This window comes from Saccharomonospora xinjiangensis XJ-54 (genome assembly GCF_000258175.1).
Classification (GTDB): domain Bacteria; phylum Actinomycetota; class Actinomycetes; order Mycobacteriales; family Pseudonocardiaceae; genus Saccharomonospora; species Saccharomonospora xinjiangensis.
In genome coordinates this window covers 975,622-991,501 of record NZ_JH636049.1, presented here as the reverse complement: position 1 = coordinate 991,501, position 15,880 = coordinate 975,622, and the positions used below count along the sequence as shown (strand labels likewise).

The following is a 15,880-nucleotide window of genomic DNA, read 5'->3' as shown; positions in this document are numbered from 1 at the left end:
CGCCGTTTCCGGCTTCGTGGATCACACCGGCAGCGCGGCCCTGCGCCAGCGATGCTGTATATTCAACGCGCGTTCATTGATATATGAGGTGATATCCGATGAGTCGCACCGTCATCGATCTCGACGATCAGCTGGTCGCCGAAGTGGCGCAGGCCCTTGGTACGAGCACGAAGAAGGACACTGTCAACACCGCCTTGCGTGAGGTGCTCCAGAGCCGTCGCCGCGCCTTGGCTCTCGCCCGTCTTCGCACGGCGGCGGAAGAGGGCGCTGTCGATCTCGGCCTCCTTCAGGACAAGGCCGACTACCGACGGTGAACCCGGCACGATTTCTGATCGACACCAGCGCGCTCGCCCATCTCCTGCGGCCGGACGCGGAACGGTTCGGCTGGGATCAGGCCGCAGCGGCCGGGCTCATCGCGGTGTGCCCGATCACCGAGCTGGAGTTTCTCTTCAGCGCTCGCAGCGCCGATGATCGTGCCAGGATCGAGGACGATCTGCGTCTGCTGTTCTGCTGGATACCCATCGACGATGGCGCCTACGAGCGTGCTCGGCAGGTGCAGGAGGCCCTCACCCGCCGAGGACAGCACCGAAGCGCCGGTGCTGTCGATCTCGTCGTGGCGGCCACCGCCGAGTCGCGCTCGCTCACCCTGCTCCATCGCGATCACGACTTCGACCACATCGCCGCTGTGACAGGCCAGTCCACGCAGTGGTACGGACCTGACACCGGCGGTTCGTAGGTGTTCGGCTCCCGATGTCGCTCACAGCGGCCCCAGGACGTCTCGGGGGTCGGCGTCGAGAGTGAGGCTTTCAAGCACCGCCAGCAGCCTGCGTTCCTCGTAGCGGAAGTGGTTCTCCATGATCGCTTCGATTCCCTCGAAGTGCCGGTTCAGCTCCGTGCGGGAAGCACCGCGATCCAGCGCCGCCTGTAACCCGGTGAGCAGGTGGGCGATCATGGAGTGATCCTGTTCCAGCTGCCGCAGGGTGTCGCGGAACTCCGGGTGGGCTGCGGCGATCACGGGGAACAACTCGCGGTCCTCACCCTCGTGATGCCCCGTCAGCGCGGTACAGAAGCCATGGCAGAACAACAGCAGTTCCCTGGTGAACGGCTCCGCCGTCTCCCCGCTGTCGAGCGCATGCCGTGTCACCCTCAGGGCTTCGCGCAGCCGCTCGTGGACGGCGTGCAGCTCCCGACTCCAGGCGATCAGCCTGGTCTTCTCGCCCTCAGCCATGAGAGGGCGAAGGAAACGACGTCATCATCGTCGAGTCCCTTCAACTTCGGCGCCTCCATGCCTGACACGGTCTGCCACCGGCACGCGACGCTGCGGCAGACGCTAGCACTCTGCCGGGGAGCGGCAGGGGTCTGGTAACCCGCCAGCGTCTGCCTGCGCCACGCGAATCTCGATCGACGCCGGGAAGCGGCCAGGGATAGCGTCTCGCGGATGACGACCACACCTGACGCCGCGGCCCCGGTACTGGAACTGCTCGATCGGCACAGCCCCGCCGACGACGTCGAACGCGCCGACGTCGCACGGGTCCGCGCGTTGCTCGACGAGACAGCCGACCCCTGGGACAGGGCGAGGCCGTTGCACGTGACGGCCTCGGCGTTCGTCGTGCATCCCGGCAGCGGGCGCGTGCTGTTGCGCTGGCACCCCCGGCAGAACACCTGGCTGCACGTCGGAGGACACGGCGACCCTGGAGAGACCGATCCCGTGGCGGTCGCGCTGCGCGAGGCACGGGAGGAGACCGCGCTGGCGGATCTGCGGCCGGCGGCCGGGCTGGTCCACGTCGCCGTGGTCCCCGTGGGGGCCGCGCCGGAGGCCACGGCCGAACACGCCGACCTCCGCTTCGTGCTCGTCACCGACCGGCCCGGCGACATCCGGGCGGAGCGGCCCGATGCACCGCTGCGCTGGGTGACCGCGGCCGAGGCGCGCGAGCTGACGGCCGAGGACAACGTGCGCCGCTCACTGCGGCACGTCGAGGACGTGCTGCGCGGCCTCACGGAGCGCCTCAGGGAGCACAGGAAGCACAGCTCACAAGAACGGCCCGGCATCGGCTGATCGCGTCGGCGGCCCTCGCTCTCCACGACGGGTCGGCGTCGGACCCGAGCAGGCTCACGCTGGCGACGTAGTGCCCCAGCGCGGTCCTGACGTCCCCGCGACGGCGGTGCGCCTCGCCGAGGGAAAACGCGGTCAGCGCCTCACCCCGCACGTCGCCCGCTTCACCGAACATCGCCCTGCACTGTTCCAGTAGCGTCATCGCGGTGTCGATCTCGCCGAGTGCGGCGCGGGCCTCACCGAGCCTCCGCAGGGTGATGCGCTCCCCCTTGCGCCAGCCGAGTTCCCTGCTCAACCGCACACTCTCCTCGTAGTAGGGAAGGGAACGCTGCGGCGAGCCCGACTCGAACAGCGCGATCCCCAGCACCCTCAGGAAAGCCGCCTTGTGGATGCCACAGCGAGCTTCCGGCACGGCGAGTGCCCTGTTGCACAGTTCCACGGCGGTGGTGTGCCTGCCTCGCTGCAGCAGCCCACCCGCGCGGACCAGCCAGGCTTGCAGACAGCCGTGCCGGTCGCCGTGTGCGGCGAACGTGGCCTCGGCCTCTCCGATCAGCGGCTCGGCGCCGTCGAGGTCCCCGCTCATCACCTTGCACGCGGCCAGCCCCGTGACCGCGTACGCGGCGGCGTGCTCGTCACCGACCCGCCGCAGGGAACCGAGTAGCGAGCGATACTCCGTGTCCGCCACGTCAACGCGTCCCCTGTCGATCTCGACGTCCGCCCGCACCAGCCTCAGGCGGGTCTCGGCGCCGATCTCGCCCCTGTCCTTCGCCTTGCCTGCCAGGTCCGTGAGCACCCGCACGGCGTCGTCGTGGAAGCCGTCGTTGACCAGGTGCGGCGTGTAGTCGCAGGCGAGGTCCACGGCGGTGCCGAATTCGAAGGAGGCCACGGCCTCGGCCAGCGGAAGCAGGCTCGTCCTCTCGGCCCTGAGCCAGGCGAGGTCATCGGGATTCGGTTCGGTGCGCGGAGGATGGTGGACACGGGGCGGTGCGAACGGCATCGGTAGTTGGCTGGAGGCCGCCACGACCCGGACGTGCGCGCGGACGGCCAGCCGCACCAGTCTTGCCCGGTCACCCGGGTGGTCCGAGCCGGATGCCGTGCCCGAGTGCTCCTGCGCGTAGGACCTGAGCAGGTCGTGCATGCGATACCGGAGCTGTCCCGCACCGTCGCGTTCGTGCGCGGTCACCAGCCCCGCATCGACGAGTGCCTCCATGGCCTCGTCGGCCCGCTCACCGCACTCGGTTCCGGTCAACGACGCCATGAAGGCCCACGGCGCGAGTGATTCGGCTCCGGTGAGGCCGAACAACCGGAAAGCACGTCGGGCGTCCTCGGGCAGGGCCGAATACCCCGCCGAGAATGTGGCACGCACGTCGAGCGAACCCACGCGGAGTTCGTCGAGCCGCGACCTCGCGCCGTGCAGCCGCCGGGACAACTCGGAAAGCGGCCAGGCAGGCCGGGCGGCCAGCCGCGCGGCGACCACCCGGATCGCCAGCGGGAGATACCCGCAGGACGACAGCAGGTCCTCCGCCGAGCGGGGATCGCTGTCCACCCGGTCACGTCCCACGAGCCTGGCGAGCAGGTTCTTGGCGGCGTCGGGGTCCGGCAGCTCCACGGGCACGGGGACGGAGCCGGGCAGCGCGGCGAGCGGGGTCCGGGACGTCACGAGCACCGCCGTCGAAGGCGTGCCCGGCAGCAGGGGCTCCACCTGGTTCTCGTCGGCCGCGTCGTCGAGCACCACCAGGATGCGCCGGTCGGCCATCCTCGCGCGGTACATCGCTGTCCGTTCGGCCACTGAGGCCGGGATCACCGCGCCGTCCACACCGAGCAGCCGCAGTAGTTCGCCGAGCACGTCGGCCGGTGTCCTCGGATTGTGCTCACCGCCCCTCAGCCGGACGAAAAGCTGTCCCTCCGGGTACTGAGGACGCGCCAGGTGCGCCGCGTGCACGGCGGCGGTGGTCTTGCCGACTCCCGGCGGGCCGCTCAGCACCACGATGGACGGCGCGGGGCCGTCGCTGTTCAGTGCCGTGTGGACAGTGGCGAGCTCCCGCTCGCGCCCGACGAAGTCCGCGATGTCCGGCGGTAGCTGACAGCCCGGTCCCGGCAGCGCCGGTTCGGCCGGAGGCAGCGAGCGCACCTCCACCACGCCGGGAACGTGAACCGCAGACAGCGCATCGTCGTGGAGTATCGACAGGTGCAGGTCCCGTAGCTCGGGGCCGGGTTCGACGCCCAGCTCGTTCACCAGCGCGGAACGTGCCTTCGAGTAGACGTGCAGCGCCTCGCCGCGCCTGCCCGCGTGGTGCAGCGCGGTCATCAGTTGGCGCCACGGTTGTTCGCGCAGTGGTTCCGCCTCGACGAGCACGGTCAGTTCGCTGATCACGTCGTCGTAGCGACGGAGGCCCAAGCGGACGTCAACCCACTCCGCCCTGGCACTGCGGGCCCTCTCCTCCAGCTCGGCTATCCGAGGGAGCGCCGCGTCGGCGAGTGGCGCTCCCTCCGCAGGGCTTCCCCGCCACAGCGCGAACGCTCTCCCGAACTCGGCGTGTGCCGTGTCGAGATCATCACCGGCCGCCGCTCGCCGCGCCGAACGCACCCCGTCCTCGAACTCGGCGAGGTCGAGGCGGTGGCCGTCGAGAGGCAGGCGGTAGGCCGGCCCCTCGTGTTCGATACCGATCCCCGCGCGACGCAGTTGCGAGACATACGTCTGCACGTTCGCGACGGCCGACTTCGGCGGATCGTCCCACAGCCACGCGACGATCCGTTCCCGTGACACGGCGACGTCCGGATGGAGTAGCAGGGTGCTCACAACGGCGGATCGCTTGCCCTGCAATCGGATGGGATTTCCTTCGCGAAAGACGCGAACCGGTCCGAGGACCGCGAAGTCCATCTTGGTCACCTCTCCGTGTACCGCTGATGTGGAGACTCTATGGCGGATTTCGAGCGCTGCCCACAATGCTGGTTTCACCAAGCGGTTCACACCGGAAGGAGGGTTGACATGACCATCGAGGTTCGCAAGGTCGAGTCCGTCAAGGCGACGGGCTTCGAGGTCTGATCCACCTCTCCGAGGCGGGGCGGGAGGGCTGCCTCCCGCCCCGTCCGTTTACCCCGACGGGAGACACGATGCGCGTAAGGTTGAAGGACTGCGCGTGGGAGCGCTTCGGCGACGATCTCATCCTGGTACACGACCCCCGCGAGGCGCTCACCCTCGCTGATCCCGACGGTATCGTGCGCGCGCTCCTTGAGTCGCTGTCGGCCGCGCCTGCCACGGTGGACGAACTCACCGCCCGCTTGCGTGGTCGCGGTCTCGACCTCGCGAGCGAGGACGTGCGGCAGGGTTTGCAGGGACTCGACTCTCTCGGTCTTGTGGAGAAAGCGGACGAGCAGTGGCTCGGTGACTCCGGTCTCGACGAGCGGCACTTCTCCAACCTGACCTTCTTCGGTACGTACTCGTCGCTGGAGCGGTCACGAGCCGACTTCGTCCGCAAGCTGCGCGACGCGCACGTGCTCGTGCTGGGCGTCGGCGGTGGAGGTTCCTCGCTGGTCCAGTGCCTCGCGGGTTTCGGGGTCGGCAGATTGACACTCGTGGATCGTGACGACGTCGAGCGCCGCAACTTCGCCCGCCAGTTCCTCTACCGGCATGCCGATCTCGGCCGGTCGAAGGTGGAGCGCGCCGCGGAATGGGTGCGGGACTACGACCCCGACATCGAGGTTCGCGCGGTGGATCGCTGGATCAGCGGCCCCGAGGATCTCGCCGACCTGATGGATGGTGTCGATGTCGTGGCGGGTGGCCTCGACGGCGAGCACGACATCCATCTGGTGGTCAACGCGGCGATCATGCGTGCCGGTGTGCCGCTGGTCTGTGGCGGCATGGGACGAACGCAGGTGATGTACTGCTCCGTCGATCCCGGCGTCAGCCCATGCCTGCTGTGCGACGAGTCCGACCAGCCGTCCCCCACCGAGCAGACCTCGGCAGGCATCGCCCGCAGGCTCTCGAGCGGCCTCGAACTGAACAACGCGCTGATCGCCCCCATCGCCATGCAGGTCGGTTCCCTCATCGCCTACGAGACACTGCGGTATCTGACAGGGTTCGAGCAGCCGATGGCAGCGGGCCAGCGCGTGATCCTCGATCTGCGCACAGGTTTGACGACGCAGGCGACGCCGTTTCCCCGCGACCCTCACTGCCCGGCGTGCGCGCTGGCGCCGGAGCGGTGATGAGCGCTCCGAGCGACGGCGAAGTGCGGCTGCGCCCGCTCAGCGTGGTGGAGGACGGCGACGAGGTTGTCATCGGCGACCCCGAATCGGGCACGTTCGTCACGATCCCGCCCGTGGGTGGCGTCGTCGTGCGAGCGCTGCAACGGGGCGCGGGCCTGAGGGACGCCGCTGAGGAGGCGGAGGCGTTCGCCGGGGAGCCGGTGGACGTGGCCGCGTTCGTCGAAGTGCTCACAGACCTCGGATTCGTGGACGACGGGGCGGGAAAGCAGCAGGAGGTCGAGCGGACGGCGGCGATCCAGAACAAACGGTGGCTCGCCGGGGTGAGCCAGAGGGTCGCCGCGCCGTTCTTCGGCAGGCTTGCCTTGGCCGGGTACATCGCCTTGGCACTGTTCTGCGTCGCGACGTTCGTCGCAGTACCCGGCCTGTGGCCGTCGTCGGGGCAGGACGCCTTCCTGACGGGCGACATCGGATCGAGCGCGTTGCTGCTGGTGCCGTTCGCGCTGCTGTCGATGGCGCTGCACGAGGGCGGTCACTGGTTCGCGGCGAGAGCCATCGGCATCAACGCGCGGTTCGGCATCGACCGGCGGTCGGTTCTGCTCGTGTTCGAGACCGACCTGACGCAGGTGTGGACGGTGCCGCGCCGTCGGCGTTACATCCCCCTGCTCGGCGGCATCGCCGTCGATGTCGTCGTGCTGAGTGTCCTGCTGGGGGCGCGGCTGCTCGTCCACATCGGCGTCTGGTCGCCACCGGCGATCGTCGATTCCACGCTCGCCGTCTGGGTGTACGTGAAACTGGCCGGACTGCTGTGGCAGTGCATGGTGTTCCTGCGCAGCGACCTTTACGCGGTGCTGGTGAACGCCCTCGGCTGCCGCAACCTCTGGCGCGTCAAGACGTTGCTGCTGCGCAGGGCTTTCGGGATGCTGACCGAACAGCAGCGGACCGAACTGGCCGGGGCTTCACCGGCGGATGTCCGTGTCGGCCTGTGGTTCCGCTGGGTCTGGCTCGCCGGTTCGGTCGTCGTGCTCGCGTGGTTCGCGGTGTTCGTGCTTCCCCCGATCGTCACGATGATCGACTGGACGGCGGGGATGCTCGCGGCGGGACCGCTGTCGGGCAGCTTCTGGTACGCCACGCTGTGCGCGGGGCTGCTGCTTCTGCCGCAGATCCTCGTCACGGTGGTCGCGGTGAAGCAGTTCCGGTCGTGGCTGGCCGGGCGCCGTGCGCGCGCGGCGGCGTGACGGTCACGCGCCTTCCGGAAGTGTCAGCACGACGGGACCGTCCCCAGTGATCGCGACGGTGTGCTCGGAGTGTGCCGTGCGCGAGCCGTCGGCCGACCGGATGGTCCAGCCGTCGGGGTCCGTCACGATACGGGGACTTCCCGAGGCGAACCACGGTTCCAGCGCCAGCGTCATCCCGGGGCGCAGCGCGAGTCCCCTCCCTGGCTTTCCCCGGTTGGGCACGTGCGGGTCCTCGTGCATGGTGCGGCCGAGACCGTGGCCGCCGAACTCGGTGTTGACGCGGTAGCCGTAGGCCTCGGCGACCGCGCCGATGGCCGCCGAGATGTCGCCGAGCCGGTTGCCGGGACGCGCCGCGTCGATGCCAGCGGAAAGGGCCTCCTCCGTGGCCCGCACGAGCCGGAGGTCGGCCTCGTCCGGCGTTCCGACGACGACGGTGACGGCGGCGTCGGCCACCCAGCCGTCGATCGAGACGGCGAGGTCCATGCTGAGGACGTCGCCGTCGCGCAGGGCATAGTCGTGGGGCAGCCCGTGCAGCACGGCGTCGTTGACCGACAGGCACACCGTGTTGCGGAACGGCCCTCGCCCGAACGACGGTGCGTAATCCCAGTAGCAGGACTGGGCTCCGCGGTCTCGGATCAGGCTTCTCGTGTGCTGTTCGAGGTCCAGCAGGTTCACGCCGACGGCGGCCTTGGCCCGCAGTTCGGCGAGCACCCCGGCGACGAACGCGCCGGTGACGCGCATGCGCTGGATCTCGGCGGGCGACTTCAACTCGATCACGCGACTCTCCCGTGGGTGGTATAAAAATACCACTCCAGGATAGCGGCACTTGCCGGTATTTGTATACCGGTTCTAGTCTGGTCGCATGGTGCGTCTGCCGCTCACACCGGAGCAGGTCGAGGCCGGTTCCCGCCTCGGGGCGCTGCTGCGCGAGCTCCGGGGTGATCGAGGGCTCGACGAGGTGGCCCGCGCGGCGACCATGTCCCCCGAGACGTTGCGCAAGATCGAGACGGGGCGGCTGCCGAGCCCGGCGTTCGGCACGGTGGTGCGGCTGGCCGACGCCCTGGGGGTGTCCGTGGAGGAGCTGGCCGACGTCTGGCGTGACGGTGCCGCCTTCGAGGCCGCATCCTGAGCAGTGCTGAGGCTTCCTTCGCGAATGGATGGCCGTCGTCCGCAACCACAAGATCATGTCATCTGGTGTCGCCTGCGACCTCGTCGAGAACTCGCTTGCCTGCTGGAGAGGGGGTAGCCGTGACCACGTACACCGTCATTGCCCAGCGTTGGGCGCGTCGCTGGGAACTGCACATCGACGGTGTCGGTGTCACTCAGATTCGTTCCTTGCCTACCGCCGAGTCGGTCGCCCGCGAGTACATCGCGTTCGCCTTCGATATCGAGGACGAGACATCGTTCGGAGTGGACATCGTGCCGGGAAGCTGGCCGGCGCTCGGGGCGGCACCACAGCGTCGTGACGGGCGTTGACGCCTGACGGTGCCGCCTTCGAGGCCGCGTTCCGGGGGGTGCTGCCGTGGTGGCTCAGGAGTCCCGGGTGAAATAGCGGCGTGGGTTCTCGACCAGCATGGTCGTCAGCTGGTCTTCGGTGACTCCCGCCTCCCTCAACGCCGGGATGACGTCGTCGTGCAGGTGCGTGTAGTGCCAGTTCGGCATCGCCTGCTCGCGCACACCCGGCCGGAGCCAGTCGATGTGGCAGGAGGCGTCGTGCGCCAGCACCATCCTGTCGGACAGCCCCTGCGCGGCCAGTGCCGCCACGGTGGCGATGCGCTGGTCTCCGGGAAGCAGGAAATCCAGCCCGAATCGGTCCATCCCCAGGTACGAACCCGCGTCGATGACGTGCCGCAGGTAGTCGAGGTCCGTGGTGTCGCCACTGTGCCCGATCACCACCTTGCCCAGATCCACGCCCCGCTCCCGCAACACCCGCTGGGCGACGAGACCGGTGCCCCGGTTCGGGTTCGTGTGAACGGTGATCGGCACCCCGGTGCGGTGGTGGGTTTCGGCGACGGCGTGGAGCACCCGCTCGACACCGGGTGTGAGGGCGTCCTCGATGGCGCACTTGAGAAACGCCGCCTTGATCGGAGTCCCCGCGATACCGTCGGTGATGTCGCGGACGAACAACTCCACCATCGGCTCGTCACCGCCGAGCGGCGTTCCCGGACCGTGCATCGAGAAGAAAAATGGCACGTCGTTGTAGGTGTACAGGCCGGTGGCCGGCACGATGTTGAGATCGACCTGCGCGTTGATCCGGGCCACTCGCTCGATGTCCCTGCCGAGGCCGAGCACCGTGGGATCGACGATCGTATCGACCCCACGGTCCTTCAGCGCCTTCAGCCGTCGCACCGCGGACTCCACTTGCGCTTCCTCGTCCCACAGGTGCGGGTAGTTGCGCCTGATCTCCTCGTTGAGCACGAACACGTGCTCGTGCATCAGCACCGTCCCGAGATCCTCCACCGGAACGGGGCCCCGGACAGTCTCCACTGTGGCCATTGATTCGCCTTCCTTCGGACCCGGACGACACCGTAGCGAAACCGATCTTGGTGCGGAAGGGGTGTCACAATCCGGACAGTTCGGCCACGTGTGACGGCGCGCTCTCACTCCTTGATCGGGCAGGCTGCGGTGGAGCCACGCACGACGAGTTCCGGCTGGAAGAGGTACTCCTCCGTGGGTGGTGCCGCGCCCGCGATCTCGTCGAGCAGTGTGCGCACCGCGGCGGTGACCATCGCGGTCACCTGCTGCTGGATGGTGGTCAGCGGCGGATCGGTGAACGCGATGAGCGGCGAGTCGTCGTAGCCGACCACGGAGAAGTCCCTCGGCACCTCCAGCCCGCGCCGCCGCGCCACCCTGATCGCGCCGAGGGCCATCAGGTCGCTGCCGCACACCACCGCCGTGCAGTGCCGCTCCAGCAGTGTCCAGGCCGCGGAATGCCCGCCCTCCACGGAGAACAGGGTGTGCACGATGAGGTCGTCCACCTCGTCGGCGCCGACCACGGGAGCCATGAGTTCGCGGAACTTCTCGGCCTTGCGTTGCACGGGCACGAACCGTTTCGGTCCCACAGCGAGCCCGATGCGTTCGTGGCCCAGCTCGCGCAGGTGTGTCAGCGCCAGTTCCACTGCCGCGCCGTCGTCGTCGGAGAAGAACGGGGCCCTCACGTCGGGCGCGTACCCGTTGACGAACACCACGGGAACCCCGCCCTCGATGAGGCGGCGGTACCTGTCGTGATCGGCGGTGGTGTCGGCGTGCAGGCCCGACACGAACACGATGCCCGAAACGCCTCGCGCGGTGAGTGTCTCGATGAACTCGTCCTCGGTGGCGCCGCCGGGCGCCTGCGTGCACAGCACCGACCGGTAGCCGCGCATCACCAGCGTCCGGTCGATCACCTGGGCGAACGCGGGGAAGATCGGGTTGTCCAGTTCTGGGATGATCAACCCGATCAGTCCCGCACTGCGCTGCCGTGCTCGCGCGGGACGCTCGTAGCCGAGCCGGTCCATCGCGGCCAGCACGGCCTGCCGGGTGGCCGCAGCGACCCCCGGCTTGCCGTTCAGCACCCGGCTCACCGTCGCCTCGCTGACGTTCGCCAGCCCGGCGATGTCGGCGAGCCGGATGCCGTCGAGCGCGCTCTTAACCATCCCTGTCTCCGCTCCACCACACGGCGGTCTCCGGTGGCAGCGTCACCGTGTCGCCGGAGAGGTCGAGCCCCGATACGGGCTCGCTCGCCAGCCGCACCGTCCCCGGGCGCTCGATCGTCACCGGAGACGGCGAGAAGTTCACCGTGCACACAAACGACGAACCTCGCCGGAAGGCGAGGACGTCACGGGGCGAGTCACACCACTCGACACTCTCGACCGGAAGATCACGGCGCTGCCGCAGAGCCTCACGGTACAGCGACAGGGTGGAGTGCGGATCATCGCGCTGCGCTTCGACGGTCAGCTCCGCCCAGCGCGGCGGCTGCGGCAGCCACGACCCTCCACCGAACCCGAACGGTGGCTCGCTGCCCGACCACGGCAGCGGGACGCGGCAGCCGTCCCTGCCACGGTCGGTGTGACCCGAGCGCTCCCACACCGGGTCGGCGAGCACCTCGTCCGGAAGGTCGGTGACCTCGTCGAGTCCCAGCTCCTCACCCTGGTAGACGTAGGCCGAACCCGGCAGCGCCAGGGTCAGCAGCGCGGCGGCCCTCGCCCTGCGCAGTCCCTGCTCACCGCCTCCGTAGCGGGTCACGTGGCGCTGAACGTCGTGATTGGACAGCACCCACGTCGGAGGGGCGTTGACACCGGCGACGGCGGCCAGCGACTCGTCAACGACCCTGCGGAACGCCTGCGCCGACCAGTCCGCCTCGACGTAGTGGAAGTTGAACGCCTGGTGCAACTCGTCGGGCCTCAGGTAGCGGGCCAGCCGCTCGGCGTTCGGCACCCACGCCTCCGCGACGCCGATGCGCTCGCCGGGGTAGGAGTCGAGGATCTTGCGCCACTCGCGGTAGATCTCGTGCACGCCGTCCTGGTCGAAGTACGGCAACGGCCGCGAGGTGAGCAGCGAAGCCTGGTCGGTGAACGCGGCGTCGGGCAACCCGTCGGCCTTCACCATGCCGTGCGCGACGTCGATGCGGAACCCATCGACACCCCGGTCGAGCCAGAACCGCAGGATGTCGTCGAACTCGGCTCGCACCTCGGCGTTCTGCCAGTTGAGGTCGGGCTGCGCGGGGTCGAAGAGGTGCAGGTACCACTGGCCGTCCGCGACCTGTGTCCACGCGGGACCGCCGAACACGGACTCCCAGTCGTTGGGTGGCCCGCCGTCGCGGCCGCCGCGGAAGAGATAGCGGTCGCGGGCCGGCGAGCCGGGTCCTGCCTTGAGGGCCTCCACGAACCACGGGTGCCGCGACGACGTGTGGTTGGGCACGATATCGACGATGACCTTCAAGCCGCGTTCGTGTGCCTCGGCGACGAGAGCCTCGGCGTCGGAGAGAGCACCGAAGACGGGATCGACGTCCCGGTAGTCGGCGACGTCGTAGCCGCCGTCGGCCATGGGGGAGGTGTAGAAGGGGGTCAGCCACACGGCGTCAACACCGAGGTCGGCCAGATAGTCGAGCTTCGACCGCACACCGGGCAGGTCGCCGATACCGTCACCGTTGGCGTCGGCGAAACTGCGCACGTACACCTGGTAGATGGCCGCGGTGCGCCACCACTCGTTGCTCATGATTTCCTTTCAGCTCTTGACGCCGCCCGCCGTCAACCCGGCGACGAGGTGGCGTTGGACGAGGAAGAACACGACAGCCGACGGCACCATGACCAGCACGGAACTCGCCGTGAGCAGTCCCCACTCCGCCTTGAAGTCACTGACGAAGGTCGCCATGCCCACCGGCAGCGTGTAATGGCCCTCGCTCTGCATGAACACTCCCGCGAAGGCCACCTCGCCCCAGGCGGTGATGAAGGAGTAGAACACCGTCACCGCGATGCCCGGCTTGGCGAGAGGGACGATGAGGCGCCAGAACGTGCCGAACGGGCTCAGCCCATCGACACGGCCTGCCTCGTCGATCGAGACCGGGATCGTGTCGAAGTAGCCCTTGAGCATCCACGCGCAGTAGGGCACGGCCACCGTCGAGGAGGCGAGCACGAGACCGCCGTAGGAGTCGAGCAGGCCGAGTTCCGACAGCACGTTGTACAGCGGCACGATCAGCACGGCGGCGGGGAACATCTGCGTGATGAGGAACGACCACATCAGCGGCCGCTTGCCGGGGAACCGCATCCGCGAGGCCGCGTAGCCCGCCGTCGCCGCGATCAGCACGGCCACCACGGTGGTCGCCGTCGCCACGATCAGTGAGTTCACGAACCAGGTCGTGAACTGCGTCTCGGACAGCACCTGGGAGTAGTTGTCGAGGCCGAGCGTGCCGATCTCGTCGGGGCGAGTCCACGAGGCGCGATCGGTCTTGAGCGACGTCAGGGTCACCCACGCCACCGGGAACACCGCGACGACGCTGGCGAGTACCAGCGTGGTGTGCAGTGCGGTGGACGACAGCGGACCGCGCCGGTCCCTGCGGTGCACCTTTTCGGTCATGACAGCACCTCACTCGACTGCCGATCGAGCCAGCGGCGGTAGAAGAACGCGAAGACCACGAGCATGGACGCGATGAGCGCCCCGTAGGTCGCCGCGCCCGCGTAGTCCCTGATGCCTTGGAACGCCCGCTCGTACGCCTCGGTGACGAGGATGTTCGTCGCGCCGCCGGGACCGCCTCCCGTGAGCAGGGCGATGACGGCGAACTGGTTGAACGTCCAGATGGTGCCGAGCAGGATCACCGTGCCCGACACGGGCCGAAGCCCCGGCAGGGTCACGGCGCGGAACCGCTGCCACGGCGTCGCACCGTCCATTTCGGCCGCCTCGTAGAGTTCCCTCGGCACCGTCTGCAACCCGCCGAGCAGCGCCACCATCATGAACGGCACACCCAGCCAGACGTTCACCAGAATCACCGCGATCTTGGCCGCTGTCGGGTCGCCCAGCCAGTCCACGCCGTCGAGGCCGACGGAGCCGAGCAGGGCGTTCAGCACGCCGCCGTCGGTGTTGAGCACCAGCCGCCATGCGAACGCCGCCACGAACGGCGGCACCGCCCACGGCAGGATCAGCAGCATCCGGTAGAGCGACCTGCCCTTGAGCGCGCGGTTGAGCAGCAGCGCGAGACCGAGCCCGAGCGAGTAGTGCAGCAGTACACAGGCGACTGTCCACACAAGCGTCCACAACAGACGTGGGTAGAACGCGCCCTCGACGCCCGAGAGAACATCGAGGTAGTTGTCGAGACCGACGAACTCGTAGGTCGCCTCGATCTCATTGACGCCGATCGTGCGCGCGCTGTTCATCTCGTTCGCGTCGGTCAGGGACAGGTAGACACCCTGGACCAGCGGGTAGAAGACGAGGACGGACAGGACCACCACCACGGGGGCGACCATCGCCCATGCGTACCAGTGCCCGCTGAGTCTTTCGCGCAACCGCCCGCGGGGCGGCACCGTCTCGGGTGCCGCCCCGGCGGGGGGACGAACGGCGGTCGTCGTCATGACTCGAAGCCCGGCACCGCGCTCTTGGCTTTGCGCTGCGCCTGCGCCAGTCCGTCCTCCACGGAGGCCTGGCCGCCGAGGATCTGCTCGTAGAACGGGGAGAACAGGTCGTACAGAGTGCCCGCGCCCGGCGCGGCGGGCCGCGGCTTCGCCAGTTCGATCGGCTGCTGGAAGGCGGTGAGGATCTCGTTGTCCGAGACCTCCGGCTTCTCGTACACCGACGTGCGCGTCGGCAGCGTGTTGTTCTCGCTTGCCACGTAGGCCTGGTTCTCGGGCCGGTTCATGAACTCGACGAACAGGTAGGAGGCGGCGAGGTCGGGCGAGCCCGCGTAGACGGTGTAGTTGTGGCCACCGACAGGACCGCCCTGGCCCTTCGGGCCTGCCGGAACGGGCGCCACACCGAGGTTGGCCGGGTCGTCGAACGCCTCGCCGGACAGTGCGTCGGACACCGACCACGGGCCGTTGATGATCATGCTGACGGTGCCCTTCTTGAAACCGTCCTGCATGTTCGTGTACTTGTTCGCGCTCGTGTCGGTGGTGCCGACGCCATCGGCCACCAGTTCGCGCACGGTGCCGATCGCGGCGTTGACCTCGGGGCTGTCGATGGTGATGCGCTTGGCTTCGACGTCCACGTAGTCGCCACCCTCGCCGTAGACGAAGGGAAGCAGGTAGTAGGAGTCGGCGTTGAGGAAGATGCCCTTCGTGCGCGGCACCTCGTCCTCGATCTTCTCGGCGGCCTCACGCAGCTCGTCCCAGGTGGCAGGTGGTTCGGTGATGCCGGCCTCGGCGAAGTGGTCCTTGTTGTAGAGCAGGGCGAGGGTGTCGGTGACCTGCGGCACGCCGTAGGTCTTGCCCTCGTAGACGTTGCTCTCCATCGGTACCGGCAGGTAGTCGTCCGAGTTCTTCAGCGCGGGTGTGTCGTCGAGTGGCTGAAGGTAGCCGAGCGCGGCGAAGGTTGGCGTCCAGCCGACGTCGGTACGCATGACGTCCGGTGCGCCGTCACCGTTCTGCGCGGCGGTCTTGAACTTGTCGTCAGCGCCGTCGAAGGGGACGTTGACGTAATCGACCTTGATGTTCGGATACTCCTGCTCGAATCGCTTGGCCAGTTCTCTGTAGGCCGGTGATTCGGTGGTGGCGTCCGAGGTGTCCCAGAAGGTGACGGTGCCCTTCACGGACTGGGGATCGGTGTTCGCCTGTTCCGCCGCGTTGCTCTGATCGGTGGCGGACTCGCCGCACGCGGTCACCGCAAGGGCGGTGGCCGCGGCGAGCGCCAGGACTCTTCTGCGTGTCATGGCTCTCCTCGCTGAGACCGGGTGCGCAAGACCGTAACCCCGGCCCAGCCA

16 protein-coding genes are annotated in these 15,880 nt (G+C 68.6%); 7 read left to right on the top strand and 9 right to left on the bottom strand.

Annotated elements, in window-relative coordinates; all coding sequences use genetic code 11:
- The first annotated feature begins 98 nt into the window (after positions 1-98).
- Entirely contained in the window at positions 99-314 is a 216-nt protein-coding gene (locus SACXIDRAFT_RS03915; protein ID WP_006237182.1) for a type II toxin-antitoxin system VapB family antitoxin, read from the top strand.
- Positions 311-736: a PIN domain nuclease gene (locus SACXIDRAFT_RS03910; RefSeq protein ID WP_006237181.1), complete on the top strand. Its 426-nt coding sequence runs from the start codon at positions 311-313 to the stop codon at positions 734-736. The genes SACXIDRAFT_RS03915 and SACXIDRAFT_RS03910 overlap by 4 nt, the downstream gene beginning before the upstream one ends.
- Before the next feature lie 21 nt (positions 737-757).
- Here the strand turns inward: SACXIDRAFT_RS03910 and SACXIDRAFT_RS03905 are convergent, their stop codons facing one another.
- Positions 758-1,228 (bottom strand): hemerythrin domain-containing protein, encoded by a 471-nt coding sequence (locus SACXIDRAFT_RS03905; protein ID WP_006237180.1) that lies wholly within the window; start codon positions 1,226-1,228, stop codon positions 758-760.
- Positions 1,229-1,438: 210 nt separating this feature from the next.
- On the opposite strand from SACXIDRAFT_RS03905, the gene SACXIDRAFT_RS03900 reads away from it, so the two are divergent.
- Entirely contained in the window at positions 1,439-2,056 is a 618-nt protein-coding gene (locus tag SACXIDRAFT_RS03900; RefSeq protein WP_006237179.1) for an NUDIX hydrolase, read from the top strand.
- Here the strand turns inward: SACXIDRAFT_RS03900 and SACXIDRAFT_RS03895 are convergent.
- A complete protein-coding gene (locus tag SACXIDRAFT_RS03895) occupies positions 2,007-4,934 on the bottom strand; it encodes an AfsR/SARP family transcriptional regulator (protein ID WP_006237178.1) in 2,928 nt (975 codons plus the stop codon). The two genes, SACXIDRAFT_RS03900 and SACXIDRAFT_RS03895, sit on opposite strands and share 50 nt — an antisense overlap.
- A gap of 233 nt (positions 4,935-5,167) precedes the next feature.
- On the opposite strand from SACXIDRAFT_RS03895, the gene SACXIDRAFT_RS03890 reads away from it, so the two are divergent.
- Together SACXIDRAFT_RS03890 and SACXIDRAFT_RS03885 are read left to right on the top strand one after the other, a co-directional pair.
- Positions 5,168-6,259 carry a HesA/MoeB/ThiF family protein gene (locus SACXIDRAFT_RS03890; protein ID WP_006237176.1) on the top strand — a complete coding sequence of 364 codons (1,092 nt, stop codon included), beginning with the start codon at positions 5,168-5,170 and terminating at the stop codon, positions 6,257-6,259.
- Positions 6,259-7,494, top strand: coding sequence for a hypothetical protein (locus tag SACXIDRAFT_RS03885; protein ID WP_006237175.1), 1,236 nt, complete (start codon positions 6,259-6,261; stop codon positions 7,492-7,494). Before SACXIDRAFT_RS03890 ends, SACXIDRAFT_RS03885 begins: the two co-directional genes overlap by 1 nt.
- 3 nt (positions 7,495-7,497) lie before the next feature.
- Here SACXIDRAFT_RS03885 and map read toward each other — a convergent pair whose 3' ends face one another.
- Complete coding sequence (map, locus tag SACXIDRAFT_RS03880; RefSeq protein ID WP_006237174.1) at positions 7,498-8,271, bottom strand: type I methionyl aminopeptidase; 774 nt, start codon at positions 8,269-8,271, stop codon at positions 7,498-7,500.
- Between the two features lie 85 nt (positions 8,272-8,356).
- Between map and SACXIDRAFT_RS03875 the strand changes: the two genes are divergently transcribed.
- Positions 8,357-8,623: a helix-turn-helix domain-containing protein gene (locus SACXIDRAFT_RS03875; RefSeq protein ID WP_006237173.1), complete on the top strand. Its 267-nt coding sequence runs from the start codon at positions 8,357-8,359 to the stop codon at positions 8,621-8,623.
- Between the two features lie 119 nt (positions 8,624-8,742).
- Complete coding sequence (locus SACXIDRAFT_RS03870) at positions 8,743-8,970, top strand: hypothetical protein (RefSeq protein ID WP_006237172.1); 228 nt, start codon at positions 8,743-8,745, stop codon at positions 8,968-8,970.
- A 54-nt stretch (positions 8,971-9,024) separates the two neighbouring features.
- On the opposite strand, the gene SACXIDRAFT_RS03865 is transcribed toward SACXIDRAFT_RS03870, so the two are convergent.
- The 6 genes from SACXIDRAFT_RS03865 to SACXIDRAFT_RS03840 all read right to left on the bottom strand — a co-directional run bounded on the left by SACXIDRAFT_RS03865 (position 9,025) and on the right by SACXIDRAFT_RS03840 (position 15,829).
- Positions 9,025-9,990: a phosphotriesterase family protein gene (locus tag SACXIDRAFT_RS03865; protein WP_006237171.1), complete on the bottom strand. Its 966-nt coding sequence runs from the start codon at positions 9,988-9,990 to the stop codon at positions 9,025-9,027.
- A gap of 104 nt (positions 9,991-10,094) precedes the next feature.
- The gene (locus SACXIDRAFT_RS03860; protein WP_006237170.1) at positions 10,095-11,129 is read right to left on the bottom strand and encodes a LacI family DNA-binding transcriptional regulator; all 1,035 of its coding nucleotides are present in this window, start codon (positions 11,127-11,129) and stop codon (positions 10,095-10,097) included.
- The gene (locus SACXIDRAFT_RS03855; protein WP_006237169.1) at positions 11,122-12,690 is read right to left on the bottom strand and encodes a glycoside hydrolase family 13 protein; all 1,569 of its coding nucleotides are present in this window, start codon (positions 12,688-12,690) and stop codon (positions 11,122-11,124) included. The genes SACXIDRAFT_RS03860 and SACXIDRAFT_RS03855 overlap by 8 nt, the downstream gene beginning before the upstream one ends.
- A gap of 9 nt (positions 12,691-12,699) precedes the next feature.
- Positions 12,700-13,548: a sugar ABC transporter permease gene (locus SACXIDRAFT_RS03850; RefSeq protein ID WP_006237168.1), complete on the bottom strand. Its 849-nt coding sequence runs from the start codon at positions 13,546-13,548 to the stop codon at positions 12,700-12,702.
- Entirely contained in the window at positions 13,545-14,537 is a 993-nt protein-coding gene (locus SACXIDRAFT_RS03845) for a carbohydrate ABC transporter permease (protein ID WP_006237167.1), read from the bottom strand. The genes SACXIDRAFT_RS03850 and SACXIDRAFT_RS03845 overlap by 4 nt, the downstream gene beginning before the upstream one ends.
- Positions 14,534-15,829: an extracellular solute-binding protein gene (locus SACXIDRAFT_RS03840; RefSeq protein WP_006237166.1), complete on the bottom strand. Its 1,296-nt coding sequence runs from the start codon at positions 15,827-15,829 to the stop codon at positions 14,534-14,536. Before SACXIDRAFT_RS03840 ends, SACXIDRAFT_RS03845 begins: the two co-directional genes overlap by 4 nt.
- Positions 15,830-15,880: the final 51 nt, after the last annotated feature.

What these genes read in the sequence shown, in the direction of transcription:
- SACXIDRAFT_RS03915 (WP_006237182.1), top strand. Translation starts at nt 99, where the DNA reads ATGAGTCGCACCGTCATCGATCTCGACGATCAGCTGGTCGCCGAAGTG.
- SACXIDRAFT_RS03905 (WP_006237180.1), bottom strand. Translation starts at nt 1,228, where the DNA reads ATGGCTGAGGGCGAGAAGACCAGGCTGATCGCCTGGAGTCGGGAGCTG.
- SACXIDRAFT_RS03900 (WP_006237179.1), top strand. Translation starts at nt 1,439, where the DNA reads ATGACGACCACACCTGACGCCGCGGCCCCGGTACTGGAACTGCTCGAT.
- SACXIDRAFT_RS03895 (WP_006237178.1), bottom strand. Translation starts at nt 4,934, where the DNA reads ATGGACTTCGCGGTCCTCGGACCGGTTCGCGTCTTTCGCGAAGGAAAT.
- SACXIDRAFT_RS03890 (WP_006237176.1), top strand. Translation starts at nt 5,168, where the DNA reads ATGCGCGTAAGGTTGAAGGACTGCGCGTGGGAGCGCTTCGGCGACGAT.
- SACXIDRAFT_RS03885 (WP_006237175.1), top strand. Translation starts at nt 6,259, where the DNA reads ATGAGCGCTCCGAGCGACGGCGAAGTGCGGCTGCGCCCGCTCAGCGTG.
- SACXIDRAFT_RS03875 (WP_006237173.1), top strand. Translation starts at nt 8,357, where the DNA reads ATGGTGCGTCTGCCGCTCACACCGGAGCAGGTCGAGGCCGGTTCCCGC.
- SACXIDRAFT_RS03865 (WP_006237171.1), bottom strand. Translation starts at nt 9,990, where the DNA reads ATGGCCACAGTGGAGACTGTCCGGGGCCCCGTTCCGGTGGAGGATCTC.
- SACXIDRAFT_RS03860 (WP_006237170.1), bottom strand. Translation starts at nt 11,129, where the DNA reads ATGGTTAAGAGCGCGCTCGACGGCATCCGGCTCGCCGACATCGCCGGG.
- SACXIDRAFT_RS03855 (WP_006237169.1), bottom strand. Translation starts at nt 12,690, where the DNA reads ATGAGCAACGAGTGGTGGCGCACCGCGGCCATCTACCAGGTGTACGTG.
- SACXIDRAFT_RS03850 (WP_006237168.1), bottom strand. Translation starts at nt 13,548, where the DNA reads ATGACCGAAAAGGTGCACCGCAGGGACCGGCGCGGTCCGCTGTCGTCC.
- SACXIDRAFT_RS03845 (WP_006237167.1), bottom strand. Translation starts at nt 14,537, where the DNA reads ATGACGACGACCGCCGTTCGTCCCCCCGCCGGGGCGGCACCCGAGACG.
- SACXIDRAFT_RS03840 (WP_006237166.1), bottom strand. Translation starts at nt 15,829, where the DNA reads ATGACACGCAGAAGAGTCCTGGCGCTCGCCGCGGCCACCGCCCTTGCG.